Here is a 17498-nt window from a genome sequence, read left to right as displayed (position 1 = left end):
TGGGGTGTGGCTGGTGGCGCAGGCGGCCGGCAGGGGCAGCCCCTCTTGGCGAAGCCACCTGTCTGCCTGTTCTGCTTGGAGCCCTCGATTATAGGTTTGGGGGCTGTCCGGCCGCCTCGACCTCGGCCAGCAGCTCGGCCGCGCGGCGGAAGCGCAGTTCCTGCATCGCGCGCTCGAGCTCCGCGAACCGGCGCTCGCCGAGGCGCTCCTGCAGCCAGGGGGTCATGGCGTCGTAGCGCGACAGGGCCGAGCCGCTGCGATTGCGCAGGGCGTCGATCAGGTCGGCGAGCGGGGTCGCCGGGTTCACCGGGTTCCGCGCTACCGTTGCCGTCGCCGTCGCCATCGGCGGTGCCGGGTCGGCCGCCGGAGCGGCAGCCGGCTTCTGCGCTGCGCCAGTGGCGATGCTGCCGCTGCCACCCGGCGCTGCAACCCCCTGTCCGCGCGACCGCTCGACACAGCGACGCACGGTGCGCACCAGCGCATCGGCGTCGAAGGGCTTGCTCACGAAGTCGTTCATGCCGGCCTCGAAGGCCCGCAGCCGCTCGGCCACCAGTGCGCTGGCGGTCAGCGCGATCACGGGCAGCGTCGCGAGGCCGAGCTCGCCGCGGATCTCGCGCGTCGCCGCATTGCCGTCGAGCACCGGCATGTGAACGTCCATGAGCACGATGTCGAAGGCCGCGGGGTCGGCGCGCAGGCGCTCGACCGCCTCGCGGCCGTCCCTGGCCAGGCTGGGCTCGGCCCCCGCACGCGCCAGGATGTTCTGGCAGACCAGCAGGTTGACCGGGCTGTCGTCCACCACCAGCACGCGGATGCCGGCGAGGCCCGGTTCGTGTCCGTCGTCGTCGGCCTCCGGCAGCGCAACGCTGTCGACCGCCTCGAACGGCAGCCGGACCCAGAACTCGCTGCCCTGCCCCGGCGTGCTCGAGACGCCGATCTCGCCGCCCATCAGCTCGGTCAGCTGCTTGACGATCGACAACCCGAGCCCGGTGCCGCCGAAGCGCCGCGTGGTCGATGAATCGGCCTGGACGAAGGGCGCGAAGACGCGCCCGAGCTGATCGGCCTCGATGCCGATGCCGGTGTCGATCACCGCGAAGCGCAGGAGCACGCGTGCGTCGCGGGCCGGCTCGGCGGTCACGCACAGTCGCACCGAGCCTTCGGCCGTGAACTTGACCGCGTTGCTCATCAGGTTGAGCAGGATCTGGCGCAGCCGCGTGACGTCGCCGCGCAGCTGCGCGGGCAGGCCGGGCTCGACCTCGAGGCGCAGATCGACGGCCTTGCCGCCGGCGTTCACCGAGGCCATGGCCATCACGCCGTCGAGCAGTTCGTCGAGCTTGAAGCGGGTCTGCTCGAGCGCCATCTCGCCGGCCTCGATCTTCGAGATGTCCAGGATGTCGTTGATGACGCCGAGCAAGGCGCTGCTGGAGGCGTCGATCTTCTGCAGGTAGTCGAGCTGGGAGGCGTCGAGCGGTGTCTGGCGCAGCAGGTAGGCCAGTCCGATCACCGCGTTGAGCGGGGAACGGATCTCGTGGCTCATGTTGGCGAGGAACTCGCTCTTGGCGCGGCTCGCCGATTCGGCCTGCGCGCTGCGCGCGTTGAGCGCGAGGTTCAGCGCCTCGAGCTGGTCCTGCGCGCGCCGCATGTCGGTGACATCGACCGCCACCGAGATGTAGCCCTGCACCACGCCGTGCTCGTCGCGGTCGGGCACGTAGTGCAGCCAGTAGTGGGCCACCGTGCCGTCGGCCAGGGTGCGGGTGCGCATCACGCGCTGCTCATCGCCGGCGAGCGCGGCGCGCATGTAGGGCTCGTTGACGCGGAACTGCTCGGGACCCAGCAGCTCGAGCTGGCTGGTGCCGATCATCTGCTCGGGCGTGAGGCCGAGCCAGCGACGGTAGCCGCTGTTCGCGAAGGTGCAGCGCATGTCGGGCGTCCAGTAGGCGACGATGCCCGGGATGTTGTCGGTCACGATGCGCATGAAGCGCTCGTTGTTGCGCAGCTTCTCCTCGGTCAGCTTGCGCTGCGAGAGGTCGGAGCAGATCGCGATGAAGCCGACCACCAGGTTCTCGGTATCTCGCAGCGGACTGACGTTGAGATGCACCGGCACCCGGCTGCCGTCCTTGCGTACCCAGGTCCATTCGCCGGGATCGCCGTGGCCGGATTCGAGCGGCCGCGCGAAGACCTCGCCGACCACCAGCGGACGTTCGAGCTCGGCGGCCAGTGCCTGCGAGCGCTCCCGGACCTCGACCGGATCGTGGAAGCGGGTCAGCTCGAAGCGGTCGACCACCTCGGCGGCGGTGTAGCCCAGCAAGGCCTCGGCGGCGGGATTGAAGAGCGTCACCACGCCGTCGACGTCGGTCGCGATGATGGCGCTCGCGGCATCGGCCAGGATCGCACGTTCGCGCAGCGACAGCGCCACCACCTGGGCAGTGCGTTCGGTGACCTGCTCCTCGAGCGTGGCGTTGAGCTCGAGGATGCGCGCCTTGGTCGCCTTCTCGTGCGTGATGTCGCGCACGGTCTGCGCCGCCCCCACCACGCTGCCGTCGGCCGAGCGGATCGGCGCCGCCGCCACCGACACCGCCACCGGGCTGCCGTCCCGGTGCAGCCGGAAGGTCTCGAAGGCAGCCACCGAGAAGCCGTCCGAGACCTGCCGCAGCAGTGCCTCTTCCTCGGGCTCCGAGCCGGGCGGCACCAGCAGCGACCGGATCGGCTGACCGACCGCCTCCTGGACGGAATGGCCGAAGATCTTCGTCGCGGCGTCGTTCCACTCGGTGATGCGGCCTTCCAGGTCGCAGCCGATGATGGCGTCGTTGGAACTGGTCACGATCGCGGCCAGGCGCGAGCGCTGCTCGCTCTCGCGCTGCTTGCGGCGGCGCGACGACTGCTCGAAGAAGGACAGCGCCGAGAACAGCGCAGCCAGCGTCACGGCAACCAGGAACACCACCCAGGGGCTGCGCAGGTTGAGCGTCTTGAGGAACTGCGGCTTGGCCGCCAGCTCGACCAGCCAGGTGCGGCCGTAGAGCGCGAGCGGAATCGTGGCGTTCAGGCCTCGCACGCCCGCAGGGTGATGCTGCGGCGAGACGAAGAAGCGGTCGGGATTCGCGGCGTCCGAGGTGTCGGTCAGCGTCATCGTGAACTGGCCGTCCTGGAAATCGAAGTCCTTGAGCACCTCGTCCATCACCAGCGGCGTGTAGATCCATCCGACCGTGTCTTCGGGCGTGCCGTGCACCGGGGCCGAGCGGCGATCCCGCTGCTTGAGTGCCTCGAGTTCGGCCTCGATGCGAAACACCGGTAGCAGAACCAGCACCGAGCGGCGCGGTGGCGTGGTCACCGCCTGCATCAGCGTGATCGGCGCGGTCATGGCGATCTCGCCGGTGGCCATCGCCCGCTCGGCTGCGGCGCGGCGGCGCGCCTCCGAGGCGATGTCGAGCCCGATCGCGGGACTGTTGGGCAGGGAAGGCTCGAAGAACTGGATCACGAAGCGCTCGTCGTCGTGGGGCGCAATCTGGCGGATCTCGAAGTCGGGCTTGTCATCTCGCCGGGCGGCGGCCACGAAGTCGGCCTCCTTCTCGCGCGGCACGCGGCGCACGAAGCCGAAGCCGCCCGAGCCCGGAAACTCGCGCTCGAGATCGATCGACGCGCTGTGCTGCGCAAAGCGCAGCCGCGTGATGCCGGTGTCGCCGCCGGCCGCGATCACGGCCCCGCGCGCGCCGCGCAGCCCGTACTCGAAGGCCTGCATGCGCGCGCCCACCTGCTCCACGGCGCGCCGGGACAGGGCCTCGAAGCGCGTTTCCATGAGCGATTCGTTGTAGCGGAACTGCCAGAGGGCAGCGGCACCGGCCAGGGTCAGGCCGATGGCCAGCAGGGCCAGTGAACGCGCGTAGTAGCGCGCAGTTTTCGTCATCGCGGCATTTTGCCGGACCCGCTGCGCGCCGACGCAGGGCCGGACTCGCGAGATCGATCCGCAATAATCCGGCCCCACTCTCCTTCGATCCATGAATCCCGCCGCCGGCATTCCCTTCGAGGCCATCGTCGAGCAATCGGTGGCCGGGATCTACGTGATCCAGGACGACCGCTTCGTCTACGCCAACAGCACCTGGGCCGCCATCGCCGGCTACACGCCCGAAGAGGTCATCGGCATGCCGCTCGCGCGCATCGTGCCGCCGGACTTCCTGGACGAAGTGCGCCAGCGGGTCGAGACGCGCCTGCGCGGCGATCCGCCCAGCATGCACTTCATCACGCGCGGGCTGCATCGCGAGGGCCATGTGGTGCTGGTGGAGGTTCATGGGTCGCGCATGGACTACCGGGGCCGGCCGGCCGTGATCGGCGTCGGCGTCGATGTCACCGAGCGCCTGCACAACGAGGCCGAACAGCGCCGCCTGCTGGCCCAGCTGCAGGCCTTCAGCAGCCACACGGCCGCGCGCCTCGAGGCGCAGCGCAGTGCCTTCGCGCGCGAGGTGCAGGAGGTGCTGGGCGGCATGCTGAGCAACATCCGCACCGATGCGGCCCGCGTGCTGCACAGCGCCCAGGGTGGGGAATTGCAGGCCCTGACCGAACGGCTGCTGGGGCTGACGAGGCAGACCATCGAGGCGGTCGGCCAGATCGCCGCGGCCCTCGGGCCGGCCTCGGAAGCTTCGCCCACGCCACCGGGACAGGCCGCGCCGGCACCGCTGCCGCCCCACCGGCGGCTGAGCGAGCGCGAGCAGCAGTTGCTGCCCTTGCTGCTGAAGGGCCTGTCGCCGACCGAGATCGGTGCCCGCATGGGCATCAGCGTGAAGACGGTGAGCACCCATCGCGGCAACATCTTCCGCAAGCTCGAGGTGGCCAGCACCGCGCAGCTGGTGCTCTACGCCGTGCGCCACGACCTGGTGCCTTGACCGGCCGACGTCGCACTGGCTCTAGCAAGGGCGCGAGCGCCTGTCAATCAGCCGATTCCGAGGCGACCCTGGGGAATGACCAGAGGCCGGCGCTATCGATCGCTTCGAGAATGCCGAAGGAGCCCAGCGAGCTCCACCAGATAACAACCAGGAGACAGCCGTGAACCTCGAACTCTCGCCCGCGCCTTGGGCGCGCTGGCGCCGCATGGCCCTGCGCAGCGTGGCCTTCATCGCCGCCGTGTCCGGCCTGGGCCCGGCGCTCGCCGCCTACGACCAGCAGCTGACGCGCCAGCTCGACGCCGGCAAGATCTACGGCAAGGCCGCTGCCAACAACACCCAGGCCTTCCTGGGCGTGCCCTTCGCCCAGCCGCCTGTCGACGCCCTGCGCTGGCGCGCGCCGCAGCCGCCGGTGGCCTGGACCGGATCGCGCGCCGCGACCAGCTTCGCGTCGATGTGCGTGCAGATGGGCAGCTTCTTCGGCGAGCCCGATCCGGCCACCTTCGACCAGCCGGTGGGCAGCGAGGACTGCCTGTACCTCAACGTCTGGCGGCCCAACTCGAGTGCCGACAAGCTGCCGGTGTTCTTCTGGATCCACGGCGGCAGCAACATCAAGGGATCGGCACGCGAGCCGCTCTATGACGGCGCCTACCTGGCCGCCAAGGCCAACATGGTGGTGGTCACGGTGCAGTACCGGCTCGGCATGCTGGGCTGGCTCAAGCATTCCGCGCTGGCCAACGGCAACGCCAAGGACGACTCCGGCAACTTCGCGACGCTGGACCTGGTGCGCGGACTCGACTGGGTGCGAACCAACATCGGCGCCTTCGGCGGCGATCCCAACCTGGTGACCGTGGCGGGCCAGTCCGCCGGCTGCATCAACACCTGGGGGCTGCTGCAGTCGCCCCTGGCGGCCGGCAAGTTCCAGCGCGCCCTGTGCATGTCGGGCATCCCCAACGGCTACCCCTCGGCCGTGGGCCAGCTGGCGGCCGAGGATCTGGTCAACAAGCTGCTGGTCGACAGCGGCCGCGCGTCCACGCCCGAGCAGGCCGCCGCCCAGCGCCTGGGCATGAGTGCGGCCGACGTGGCGGCACTGCTGCGCGGCGCCACCGCGGCGCAGATCATGAAGTACACGCCCTACCCCGTCGTGCCGGGCCATTTCACCGACGGCACCGTGATCCGTTCGAGCGGCCTGGTGGGGCTGGTGGCGGGGAACTACAACAAGATGCCGCTGATGATCGGCTCCACCCACGACGAGGGCTCCTACTTCGCCTTCTCCTTCGGCATGGGCAAGCCGAGTGCGCAGGAGTATTGGCAGCTGGCCAACTACGCGGCGCCCGGCAGCGTCGGCTTCAACGACCTGATCAAGCCGGAGTTCCAGCCGATCTACACCCAGACGCACGAGGCCATCTCCTATGCGATGGACAACATCATCGACAACGTGGTGCGGCTGCTGCGCCTGCAGCAGGGCGGCATCTACCGCTACAACTTCAACTGGGACGACACGCCGCAGCCCTGGAAGAACACCTTCGCGGCCTTCCACGGCCTCGACATCGGGCCGCTGTTCGGCAACTTCGTCACCAGCGAGCCGAACTTCATGCGCTTTGCATGGGACGGCAGCAACACGGCCAGCCGCCAGGCGCTGTCGGACCGCTTCATCAGGCACGTCGCGACCTTCGCCCGCACCGGTGCGCCCTCCCAGTTGTTCGACGGCCAGACTTCCTGGCCCGACTGGACCAACTTCACCTGCTGCGCCAAGCGCATGATCCTCGACAACAACTCGTACATGTCGTCGGCCGACTACTTCTTCTTCTGGCCGCGCTACGCGCTGCTGTCGCCGCAGCAGAAGGAATATCTCTGGAAAGCGATCGACTTCAACGCTCTGCCGGCCAACGTCGATCCGATGCGCAACGGGCTGCGCTGAACGGCAGGCACCCATGAAAAACGGCCCCGCGGTGCGGGGCCGTTTTTCAGCTGGATCTGGAGCGGGTGAAGGGAATCGAACCCTCGTATGAAGCTTGGGAAGCTGCCGTTCTGCCATTGAACTACACCCGCATTTCGTAAGTCGTTGACGCGCAACGAATTTTCGACCTAAGTGTTTGATCTATAGAGGGAAATCAGCTCATAGGTCGCTTTGACATTCCCCAAAGCCGGCCGGCGTCACCCCTATACACTTTGCACTTCGGCGTAGGTTTCGGCGTAGCTTTTGAGACAACCGCGCCACCCCCTACCCGTCGCGGGATCCCTTGAGGGCACCCCTCGACGACAGCCGGAGTATAGGTCCCCCATGTTCTTCGATGTTCGCGCCGCCAAGCTGCTGAAGCCTGGTGAACACCTCGTTGTCGACGGCTGCGAAGGTCTCCGCCTGGTGGCTTCAGCGTCGAAGGCGACGTGGACCTATCGCTACAAGCACCCGGTGTCAGGCTTGATGAAGCAGACGGCCATCGGCCCCTACCCGAAGATGCGGGCATCCAAGGCCGCGGCTATCTGGGAGGACCTCCGCGCCAAACGCGCCGACGGAATCGACCCGAAGGAATTCCAGCGGCAGCGTCGCAAGCCTGCCGGCTCTGCTCCGCCGCCCGCCGAGCTGTTCACCGTGCGCAAGCTGGTCCAAGACTACATCATGGGTCACCTCGAGGCCGAGCGGAAGGCGGCCGGCGCACTCGCTGCGCGCAGAGCGCTCGAGCGGCTTCTGGACGAAGAACCGACGTTCGCGGCCAGCCTGGCGAACTCGGTGACCAGATCGACATGCTTCGACCTGCTGGAAGCGCGGAAAGCTACGCCGACGGCCGCTCAAAAGCTACGCTCGATGCTCGGTGCAGCGTGGGCACTGGCGCTGGACTCAGGCCGCCTAGACCAAGACACGCCGAACTGGTGGCCAGCCGTGCAAAAGGGCCGGCTGAAAAGCAAGGGGAAGATCGTCGGCGGCGAGCACCAGGGCCAGCAGCGGCGCTTGCTACGCGACGAAGAGGTCGGCACGTTGCTCGGGTGGCTGCCCAACATGCACGAGCTCGGCCAGGACACCCTGCAGATGTACCTGTGGACGTGCACACGTGGCGGCGAGATCCTAGCGATTCGGCCCGAGCACATCAGCGAGGAAAAAGATGGCACCTGGTGGACCGTCCCTAAGGCACTCACGAAGAACGAGCGGTTCGCTGTTGCCGTCGACCTCCGAGTGCCACTCATCGGCCGCGCGCGGAAGATCATTCAGCGGCGCCTGAAGGCGGTCGGCAAGTCGGGCTTCCTCTTCGAAGACGCGCGCGGCGAGCAGTACACCCAGCATGATTTCTCGACCTACATCTACGGCCTGCAGCCGTATTCCGCCAAGGTGGCTAAACGTGAAAGCGAGGGCCTGATGCTGCCGGTCATCCACTGGACGCCGCACAACCTGCGGCGCACGAGCCGCACGATGCTCGCCGCGCTAGGGTGCCCCGGAGAAGTGGCTGAGGCGATCCTGGGTCATCTGCCGCCGGTGATTGAGGGCACTTACAACGCCCACAGCTACGACACCGAGCGCAGGCTTTGGCTCACTAAGCTCTCGAAGCACCTCGAGGGCCTAGCCCGCAAATCGGGATAGATGCGATTCGCTCAACCAGCCCTCCCCCATCCGGATGAGATCTTTCCGATGGACGCGAGGGGATCGTGGTGACCTGCTGCTCGCTACCAAACTGCGCAGGCGGGTGGCGCCATCGCCACCGTTTCTAACAGTCGCTGAGAAGCCAATGACTCGCCAGATCGTCTACACACCGAAGGCTGCCAGCCAAGCCGCCGGCGACCTACAGTCAGGCGGTCAAAGCCGCCGGACTCGTCTTCCTCTCTGGAACGTCCCCTGCCGATGCCGTCACGGGCGCAATCGTCGGTAGCACGATCCAGGAACAGACCCGTCAGTGCATGACCAATGTGCAGGCAATTCTCGAGGCCGCGGGCAGCTCACTGGCGAAGGCTGTCAGGTTCACCGTTGTCCTTGCAGACGAAGACGACTTTGCGGGCATGAACGAGGAATGGATCAGATGGTTCCCCTCTGATCCTCCCGCCCAGCAAGGTGCCAAGCTGCCGGCGAGAATTCCGGGGCTTAAGGTTTCCATCGCGGCGGTCGCTGAGGCATAAAGGTGAGTGGCGGAGCGTGGCCAACAGTGGACCTTCGTCGCTGGCTCACAACAAGGCCGTCCGGAGCGCGTGCGCACTCACGGAAGTACGCACAACAATCCGTCATCGGCGCGGCGTTGCCGCTTTAAATAGGGCCAGAGGAGATTTGGTGGGCTGGTTCACAAGGTTGCTGGTTGGTGCGGTTGTCTTGTTCTTCGCTGTGGCGGCTGGCGGCATGGCACAGCGAGGCGCATATCAGTCTGCGTTGATGTGCCTAGCCTTTGCCCTTTTCTTTGCTGGCATCGGGGCGGTCGCGCTGATTGAGGCCAAGCACCTTCCCAAGAAGCAGGCGCCTGGCGCGCCCAGACTTAACCCTTGGTCCACGTTTGGCTTGCTGTGGCGGGCTCCCGGATGGGGTGGAAAGTTTGTCGTCATCTTCTGCGGCGGCATCATCCTGATAGGGGCGTTTTTTAAAGCAATGTCGATGTTTCGCTAACGTCGATTACCGGCCAGTAGCAGTCGTTGGTTGGCAGGGTCCAACTGGGTGGATCGTCGTGTTTGCGCACTAACCAACTACCAAGCAAGAATTGAGAGTTGAATCGCCGTCGCACGGCAGGGGACGCACTACGGCCAGTAAGTCATTCGCAACTCGCCCGATATTTTTGGCTGCTTGCAGCGCCGTCCTGGTAGCCTGGTCAATGGTTGGGTTTGCTACCGGGCACGTCTATGTGCAGTATGGGCGTGCGCCGCCGCTCCATTTCAGCGATTGGGCTGCTTTTGGGTTCTGCGTCGCGCTTGCGGCACTAGCGATGGGCTTGGTGGTCCGCATATTCGACGATCGGGCCCTCGCTCTATCCATCTCTAACAGAATGCTGGTCGCTTCCTTGGTGGTCGCGTTGGTGTCGCTGTGCCTCCGATCTGAATTGCTCTCCGTGACTTCTTTGCTTGGCACCAACTTCGCCGGGCTCTTCGATGACGCAACGCTCGCACGGCGGCTCGATAGACCCCAACTCGCTGACTTTGCGGTGGCCAGCTTGCCGGATGTGTTCAAGTGGCTGAGATATTCTTGCGTCTGCCTCCTCTTCACAGCAGTCGTATGTCGGCTGCTCGGCGCCACTAAACTATCAATCACCAGTCACCCTCGAACGTCACTAGTCCTAATGATCGGCTTCGCTGCCCCATTTTTGGCATGGTTGTCCCTCGAGGCAGTAGCGTACGTCTTCGGCGAGATTCCGACTGTCGCGAAGAACGAGCCCGCATGGCGAGCGAGTGCGTCATTGATGGCTTCACTGCTGATAGTGTTCACTGCAGCGTGGTTCTTTTTTGTCCTTGGTTTGCTCTCCGTGGCGCTTCGGTCCTTCGGGATAAAAGTTACTTGGCGGAGATGACTGCATGCAATTCCCATTGACACGCGATCGGATGTGGAGGAAGCATCTTTTCGGCCAGGAGCAGACGATCACGCCAGCTTCCGTCAATACTTTTCGAGGGTCGGCGTGGAGATTCCGTGAGTTGAGCCCATCGAAGAACCGCAAGCCTGGACAGCTACGATCGTCTTGTAGAAAGGTTCAACGCTCGTGCCCATTGGCTGTCGTTGGTAATTGATCTCGACTTCAAACACGTCCCAAGAAAGAAAGCCACGGCTCGCGGTCCGATTCACCCCGCAACAGTCTGGATTGGCATGAAGGAACTCATCGACCTGCCCTTGGTCCGCATCGTCGCCCAGGATGACGTGCCTGACGGCGGCTTCGATCAATTCTCTATCCTTGAGGATGCGAAACTGCGACACGCAGACGCCCGCGTGGAGACCCCATGACCACGCGGCAAAGACCGCGAGGATCAGCGAAATGACGACCACAGTCGGCCTTCTCGCGACGCGCCACATGAGCGGTTTTGCATCAATGTGATCGCAGCTTGAGTCCATGGCGAATGGTAGCCGGTCGGCTAGATTGAAAATGGCCTACTTCCGCTGTGGGCCCAACTCGGTCTTTCGTGGCACGCGTCTGGATGGCAGGTATGCATCGATTGAAGACATCGACGTGGGTTCGGCCAATGACCGTTGATGCTTAAGGCTTGCGGACGCGCATGTCCTCAAGCATGCGTTGCCTGCGTGTCCGCTACAACAATGGCACGTCTATTCGAAACTCTTTCCCTATTCTTGAGACCATGTTCCGGCCCTTGTCGTGTCGCGTAATGACCTTGGCTTTACGCTTCAAAGGTCTAGTACGAGCTCAGCCGTTTGAGCCCTTGAAACGCAGACCAGCAACGAACGCTGAGCGTCGCGCTCTTCTTCGGAAAGCACCCAATCCCGGTGGTCTGCACGCCCTGCGCAAATGCTTGTCTCGCACGTCCGGCACAAACCTTCGCGGCACGAGAAAGGGATCGCGACCCCGCTATCTTCCAGCGCTTGCAGGATGCTTTTTTCTTCAAGCACGAGAATGCGCTGTCCTGACGACTTCACAACCACCGTGAACTCAGACGCAGGCGACGAGTTCTCAAGCGGCCGATCACCTGCAGCAAACCACTCCAGATGAACGGAGCCTTTGGGTCGGTCTCCGCAATGCTCCTGTACCGAGTGCATCAGCGACGCGGGGCCGCAGCAGTACACATGTTCTTCGGTCTTCTTGCTCCCCAGATACATGGCGAGATCTGCTCGTTCGCCGCCTGCCTCATCCGCAAAGTGGAAATGAATCCGATTGCCATACTGCTGCAGTTCTTCGTAGAACGCGGTCCGAAGCCGGTTGCGCGTGCAATACAGCAGTGACCAGCTCTTGCCTTGCGCCTCGCACCAACCAATCATCGACATGATCGGCGTGATTCCGATGCCACCCGCCACGAAGCGGTAGTGACTTGCAGCAGGAACGAGCGCAAAGTTGTTGATCGGTAGGGAAGCGTTGATTAGGCCGCCAACGCGGATCGTCTCGTGAACCGCCCTCGACCCACCCCGGCCGGCGTGCGCGAAACCGACAGCGATCACATAGCGATCCGTTTCGAGCGGACTGTTGCATAGCGAGTAATGCCGGATCATCGGCATGGTTTGTTCTCGCGTCGTCGGCAACCGAATCTCAAGGTGCGCCCCTGCAGCGAAGGGTGTAAGCCTCGCGCCCTCAGGATGCCGCAGTTCGACCGATAGGACATCCCGCGCCTCTGCGCGGATAGCGCTGACCGTCAGGACTTGTTGACTGGCGCTATTCACGCTGCAAGTTCCTTCTTTGCCATCTGGTCAACGACCCAACGGAATTGCGACAAGGCCGCATCAACGCTGAGCGGCACCATCTTGAAGGCGGCATCGTGCGCAAGGTTCTGCTGTTGCGACGTGATCATGACCCGGTCTTCCTCGAATGCGCGCTCGACACCGGCGTGGATCTCGGCCGTGACATCCGGGCGGTCTAGCATGAAGTTGTGCGCATGCGCGAAGAAGTAGTGCGTAGAGGTCTCGGTCTCCGGGGTCAACGCTTGGCATCCCCTGAATGCCACTGAGTTTTCGCGGTGTGCATCCTGGCCACCTGTGCCGGCCGGCATCATCCCGGTGTCCATCAACAGCACGCCCGGAACGATGAAGTCGTAGTAAGTCCACCTGTCTACTTGCGCGCCCGGGGCGTAGTTCGCATATTTCGCGGAGTAGGCCGGTGGCTCGGTGTTCGGCACCCATTTGGTCAGACGGACGCCACGTGCGTTTCGCTCCACCTTCGGGAGGACCGCTGCATAGTCGGGGGATCCTCCCAGCGTGCTGGGGTGTAGGAACGGAAGGTGAGAGAAATCCAATAGGTTGTCCGCGATCAAGAGGTAGTCGACGTCGTAGTGGAGGTAGCCGTCCTTCGAGCGCCATTCCGGATGGTCCAGCCATTGCGTGTCCGGGATGAGGGCGGGATCGGCCGCTTGGGGGTCGCCCATCCAGATCCAGACCCAGCGATGGCGCTCGACCACGGGAAAGCTCTGGACCCTGGCCTGCGGCGGAATCCGGTCCTGGGCTGGTGCGGCGATGCACTGCCCGGTTCGGTCGAACACGAGCCCGTGGTACATGCAGCGGACGCAATCCCCGCCGTTTTCCTTTCGGCCCATGGACAGCTTGGCGCCACGGTGACAGCAACGATCGACCAGTGCAATCACCTTTGACTCCGCGTCGCGCCAAAGCACGACGGGCGTGTTGATGATGGTCCTGCTCAGGAAACCATCGGCCGGAACTTCCTTGTCCCAGGCCGCAACGTACCAGCAATTTCGGATGAACATATCGTCTCCCTTGAGAAGGTTCGCACACTGGCCACGCAGCGCGCAGTTGAAGATTTTTTGCTTCGAGGCTGCCAGCTACGCTGGCAGGCTGAAATGCCGGACGTAGGGTTCGCCGTAGATGTGACCGTCTAGTAGCGCCCGCCAATCGCCATAGCGAGCGGACTGCCGGAAGCCGATCACGTGGTCGTCCACGGCGCGCCACCAGACGAGCAGAACGTGGGCATCAGGTTCGTCGATGCCGGGTGCAAACCGGTGATCCCGATAGCCTTCGGCGGCGCGCAGTATCGGCAGAGCCTGCTCCATGGCACGCGCAAACTTGTGGCTTTCGCCCTTGCGCGCGCGAAAGAGCACAACCTGGAGCGCCATCGGAGTGCAAGGTACATCGACGGCGACAGTCTTACTCGACAACACGACCCGTCCTCAGGTAGTACAGGGCGAACAACAGGTAAGCCGTTCCCCAGATGACCTCACTGCGATTTGCATATCGCTTGGGCTGGTTGAAGCACGCATCGCGCAGCATTCCAGGTGGCGATCCATCGCCTGTCGCGCGGCCCATGTGAGCGATCAGGCCGTCGAGCATCGGTTCCAGCCGTGCGCAAGCCCGGCTCGCGTCCGGCGGCAAGCCGCCCTTGACCGCCATGCGTGCAAGCTGTTCTACGACGATGGCCGAAGCCGATGTGTCGAGTGGGACGCTACCCGGATTCGTGTCGAGTTCCGGGTCCTTGAAGTCCCAGGGCGGCACGCCGTCAGCACCGCAGTTCGCCATCCAGTAGTCGAGCAGGCGATTGCCCACAGACAGGTAGCGGTTGTCGCCAAGCGCTTCCCACGCGCGCAGGTACCCTGCGACGGCCCAGGCCTGGCCGCGTGACCAGCAACTGTCGTCATGGGCGCCCAGTAGCGTGAAGTGGCGCAGGGGCTTTCCGGATGCTACGTCGTAGTCTATAAATTCGATCGTGGATCCATCGTCCAGAACGAAGTCCCGCAGGGTGAGGTCGAGGTGGCGCCGCGCACCATCCGCGAAGGCCTGATCTCCCGTTTCCTTCAGCGCCCACCAGTCCAGGATCAGGTTCGGGTGGACGTTGTCCACGCACACCTTATGCCTGCCGCTGAGCTGCGTCGAGCGGACCTGCACCTGGGTCCCGATCGGCATGGCGCCGTTGGACGGAATGGCCATGGAGCGAACAGCCCACGCGCCCGCCAGCGCCAGCGTCCTGAATTTCTTTTCGCCTGTCCAGGCGTACTGTCGCGCCGCCGAGTAGTAGAACCGGTGCGCGCGGAACATGTCGTCTCTTTCGAGGTACTGTCGAAGGCGTTCGGTCCGCGATTCGGCCTCCTGCTGCAAGACCCTATCGCCGGACAGCTCGCCCACGATGCGAAGACATTCGACCCAGTGGCCACCACACCAGTCACCGTCTGCGGTGGTATCCCACTGGCCGCTCGCCGGATCGCAGTGGTAAGGCCATGCCTCGCCACAGGCATCACGGATCTGAAGGACGCGCTCGCACAGATCGTCAAGGGCGACCTGCCACGCTGGCTTGAATTCGTACATGCTGCGGCGCCCTTTCTATTCGTCCAGCGAGAAGCCGCTCGCCTTGACAAGGGGTCGCCACAGGTCGCGGTCCTTGCGCACTTTCTCTTCAAATGCCGCCGGAGTGAGGATGAGGGTCCCGTAACCCATCTCTGCGACACGCTTCTGCATTTCGGGCTTGCGCATGGCGTCGGACACGGCGGTGTTGATGCGCGCAACGGTCGCAGGGGGCGTCTTGGCCGGCGCGAACAGGCCGAACTGCTCGTTCATGACCAGCGACTTGAAGCCAAGTTCGGAGAATGTTGGGACATCCGGCGTCAAGGTCGAGCGCTGAGCGCCAGCCGTCGCGAGAATCTTTACCTTGCCGGCCGCCCGATATTGCAAGAACTCACCGAGTACGTTGATGCAGGCGGGCACCTGGCCGCCGACCAGATCCTGCATAGCAGGCGCCGATCCTTTGTAGGGGACGACAGTGAGCGGGACGTTGGCCGCTTGTGCCAGCGCTACCCCGAGAAAGTGCAGCGATGTACCTGCGGCAGGAACGGCGTAGAGACCCATCTTCTCGGGGTTCCTTTTGACCGCTTCGAGATACTCCGCAAGCGACGAGATCGGGCTGCTGCCGGGAACTGCCAGCGCGAAATCGTACGAAACCACAGGGGCAACCGGTATCAGGTCGGACACTGCGTCATAGCCTAGCTTCTGGTACACGTGGGGGTAGATGGTGAGCGGCGAGAGGGTCGTGTAAAGCAGGGTCTTCCCGTCCGGCGCGGCGGCCTTTACATACTGCAATGCGATTCGCAGCGCACCGCCAGGCTTGTTCTCGACAATCACCGTTCCGATGACATCCCGGACGCCCTCGGCGATCAGGCGGGCCGTGCTGTCCATGCCGCCGCCGGCGGGCACCGGGACGATGAATCGGGTGACGCCTTCGGGCTGCGCATGCGCCAACCCTGCGGGCAATGCACCTACGGCTGCACCCGCGAGAAGAAGGCGCCGGCGTGTGATCTGGGGAAATGCGAGCTTCATTGTGGTTGGCCCTTTGAGTATGATGTGATAGTTACAAATGAAAGTTTATATAGTTTCATATGAAATCAAATAGGGTTTCCACCAGTCGCTCCCGCCAGCCTGTGGCGCGTTCGCTAGCGCTCGAAGAATATGTTCCGTACAAGCTTGCGCTGCTTTCGAGCCGGCTCAGCCACGGACTCGAATCCGCGTGCGAGCGCGAGTGCGGGATTTCGCGGACCGACTGGCGGGTGCTTGCGTCGATCGCCCAGCAGGAAGGTTGTCCTGCAGCCAGCCTCGTGGACCCGCACATCATGGATGCGGTCGCGGTGCACCGCGCCGTACGGCGCCTCGAAACGGCTGGGCTGGTTGTCGCGAAGGCTGTTGAAGCGGACCGCCGGATGCGGCTTCTCATGACAACAGCCAGCGGCCGCAAGGTCTACGAAACACTCGTTCCGTATGCCCTTGAACTGGAAGAGCGCATGCTTTCAGCGCTTCCCGAGAGCAATCGGGCACAGTTTGCTGCTTCGCTCGGAAAATTGCTTTCCATTCCGATTGAAGACTTGCTTGTCTAACGCAATATCCAGCCTGTGCGGGTCGCCGTCGGAGTGGCCCGTACCTCCGACTGGAATCGCGTTCTTTGGTGACACCTTTCGCGTGCACTCACACCTCGGCCGGCTCCCCGCCGGCCCGGTACGGCCTCAGGCCGTCTGCAACACTCCGCGGCGCACCTGATCGCGCTCGATCGACTGGAACAGCGCCTTGAAGTTGCCTTCGCCGAAGCCGTCGCTGTAGTCGCCCTTGCGCTGGATGAACTCGAAGAACACCGGGCCCCCGAAGGCGGTCTCGGAGAAGATCTGGAGCAACAGACGTGGCGTGCCGCCCTCGGTGGTGCCGTCGAGCAGGATGCCGCGCGCCTGCAGTTCGCCCACCGGCTCGCCGTGGCCGGGCAGGCGCGTCTCGAGCATCTCGTAGTAGACGTCGTTGGGCGCGGTCATCAGCGGCACGCCGGCAAGACCCAGCTGGTCGATGGTGTCGATCAGGTTGTCGCTCAACAAGGCGATGTGCTGGATGCCCTCGCCGTTGAACTTCATGAGGTATTCCTCGATCTGGCCCGAGCCTTTGGCCGACTCCTCGTTCAGCGGGATGCGGATCTTGCCGTCGGGCGCGGTCAGCGCCTTGGAGGTCAGCCCGGTGTATTCGCCCTGGATGTCGAAGTAGCGGATCTCGCGGAAGTTGAAGAGCTTCTCGTAGAAGTTGGCCCAGAAGGTCATGCGGCCGCGGTAGACGTTGTGGGTGAGATGGTCGATTACCTTCAAGCCGTGGCCTGCGGGATGCCGCTCCACCCCTTCCACGAATTCGAAGTCGATGTCGTAGATCGACTTGCCGTCCTCGAAGCGGTCGATGAGGTAGAGCGGCGCGCCGCCGATGCCCTTGATCGCGGGCAGGCGCAGCTCCATGGGGCCGGTGGCGATCTCGATCGGCTGGGCGCCGAGCTCGAGCGCACGCGCATAGGCCTTGTGGGAGTCCTTGACGCGGAACGCCATGCCGCAGGCCGAGGGTCCGTGTTCGGCAGCGAAGTAGGCGGCCGGGCTGTTGGGCTCGCGGTTGACGACGAAGTTGATGTCACCCTGGCGGTACAGCACCACGTCCTTGGAACGGTGCCTGGCGACCAGCGAGAAGCCGAGCTTCTCGAAGAAGGGCTCGAGGGTGTCGGGCGTGGGCGAGGCGAACTCGACGAACTCGAAGCCCATCAGGCCCATCGGGTTTTCGAACAGATCTGTCATGAA

The 17498-nt window shown here is 64.4% G+C and carries 14 protein-coding genes and 1 tRNA gene; 6 read left to right on the top strand and 9 right to left on the bottom strand.

Annotated elements, in window-relative coordinates:
• Positions 1-88 precede the first annotated feature (88 nt).
• Positions 89-3898 carry a PAS domain-containing hybrid sensor histidine kinase/response regulator gene (locus tag QTH87_RS06160; RefSeq protein ID WP_286607714.1) on the bottom strand — a complete coding sequence of 1270 codons (3810 nt, stop codon included), beginning with the start codon at positions 3896-3898 and terminating at the stop codon, positions 89-91.
• A 91-nt stretch (positions 3899-3989) separates the two neighbouring features.
• Between QTH87_RS06160 and QTH87_RS06155 the strand changes: the two genes are divergently transcribed.
• Entirely contained in the window at positions 3990-4871 is an 882-nt protein-coding gene (locus QTH87_RS06155; RefSeq protein ID WP_286607712.1) for a PAS domain S-box protein, read from the top strand.
• Positions 4872-5031: 160 nt separating this feature from the next.
• Positions 5032-6789 carry a carboxylesterase/lipase family protein gene (locus QTH87_RS06150; RefSeq protein WP_286607711.1) on the top strand — a complete coding sequence of 586 codons (1758 nt, stop codon included), beginning with the start codon at positions 5032-5034 and terminating at the stop codon, positions 6787-6789.
• Positions 6790-6846: 57 nt separating this feature from the next.
• Here QTH87_RS06150 and QTH87_RS06145 read toward each other — a convergent pair.
• Positions 6847-6920: transfer RNA gene (locus tag QTH87_RS06145), tRNA-Gly, on the bottom strand.
• A 232-nt stretch (positions 6921-7152) separates the two neighbouring features.
• Here QTH87_RS06145 and QTH87_RS06140 point away from each other — a divergent pair.
• From QTH87_RS06140 to QTH87_RS06130, 3 genes are all read left to right on the top strand, one after another.
• Complete coding sequence (locus tag QTH87_RS06140) at positions 7153-8442, top strand: tyrosine-type recombinase/integrase (RefSeq protein ID WP_286607709.1); 1290 nt, start codon at positions 7153-7155, stop codon at positions 8440-8442.
• Between the two features lie 176 nt (positions 8443-8618).
• Positions 8619-8972 carry a RidA family protein gene (locus tag QTH87_RS06135; RefSeq protein ID WP_286608041.1) on the top strand — a complete coding sequence of 118 codons (354 nt, stop codon included), beginning with the start codon at positions 8619-8621 and terminating at the stop codon, positions 8970-8972.
• Positions 8973-9120: 148 nt separating this feature from the next.
• Complete coding sequence (locus tag QTH87_RS06130) at positions 9121-9447, top strand: hypothetical protein (protein WP_286607707.1); 327 nt, start codon at positions 9121-9123, stop codon at positions 9445-9447.
• A gap of 975 nt (positions 9448-10422) precedes the next feature.
• On the opposite strand, the gene QTH87_RS06125 is transcribed toward QTH87_RS06130, so the two are convergent.
• The 6 genes from QTH87_RS06125 to QTH87_RS06100 form a co-directional block, all read right to left on the bottom strand.
• Positions 10423-10872: a hypothetical protein gene (locus QTH87_RS06125; protein ID WP_286607706.1), complete on the bottom strand. Its 450-nt coding sequence runs from the start codon at positions 10870-10872 to the stop codon at positions 10423-10425.
• Between the two features lie 288 nt (positions 10873-11160).
• Positions 11161-12144, bottom strand: coding sequence for a PDR/VanB family oxidoreductase (locus QTH87_RS06120; protein WP_286607704.1), 984 nt, complete (start codon positions 12142-12144; stop codon positions 11161-11163).
• On the bottom strand, positions 12141-13178 hold the full coding sequence (locus QTH87_RS06115) for an aromatic ring-hydroxylating dioxygenase subunit alpha (protein ID WP_286607702.1): 1038 nt from the start codon (positions 13176-13178) through the stop codon (positions 12141-12143). Before QTH87_RS06115 ends, QTH87_RS06120 begins: the two co-directional genes overlap by 4 nt.
• A gap of 75 nt (positions 13179-13253) precedes the next feature.
• The gene (locus QTH87_RS06110; RefSeq protein ID WP_286607700.1) at positions 13254-13544 is read right to left on the bottom strand and encodes an antibiotic biosynthesis monooxygenase family protein; all 291 of its coding nucleotides are present in this window, start codon (positions 13542-13544) and stop codon (positions 13254-13256) included.
• Between the two features lie 31 nt (positions 13545-13575).
• Complete coding sequence (locus QTH87_RS06105) at positions 13576-14727, bottom strand: hypothetical protein (RefSeq protein WP_286607698.1); 1152 nt, start codon at positions 14725-14727, stop codon at positions 13576-13578.
• A gap of 15 nt (positions 14728-14742) precedes the next feature.
• Positions 14743-15732, bottom strand: coding sequence for a tripartite tricarboxylate transporter substrate-binding protein (locus tag QTH87_RS06100; protein WP_286607696.1), 990 nt, complete (start codon positions 15730-15732; stop codon positions 14743-14745).
• 59 nt (positions 15733-15791) lie between these two features.
• On the opposite strand from QTH87_RS06100, the gene QTH87_RS06095 reads away from it, so the two are divergent.
• Positions 15792-16283 carry a MarR family winged helix-turn-helix transcriptional regulator gene (locus QTH87_RS06095; RefSeq protein ID WP_286607695.1) on the top strand — a complete coding sequence of 164 codons (492 nt, stop codon included), beginning with the start codon at positions 15792-15794 and terminating at the stop codon, positions 16281-16283.
• Positions 16284-16409: 126 nt separating this feature from the next.
• Here the strand turns inward: QTH87_RS06095 and hppD are convergent, their stop codons facing one another.
• The gene (hppD, locus tag QTH87_RS06090) at positions 16410-17495 is read right to left on the bottom strand and encodes a 4-hydroxyphenylpyruvate dioxygenase (protein WP_286607694.1); all 1086 of its coding nucleotides are present in this window, start codon (positions 17493-17495) and stop codon (positions 16410-16412) included.
• Positions 17496-17498: the final 3 nt, after the last annotated feature.

The organism is Variovorax jilinensis (genome assembly GCF_030316885.1).
In the GTDB taxonomy this organism is placed as follows: Bacteria; Pseudomonadota; Gammaproteobacteria; order Burkholderiales; family Burkholderiaceae_C; genus Variovorax; species Variovorax jilinensis.
The sequence above is the reverse complement of the archived record's forward strand: the minus strand, read 5'-3'. Positions and strand labels throughout refer to the sequence as shown.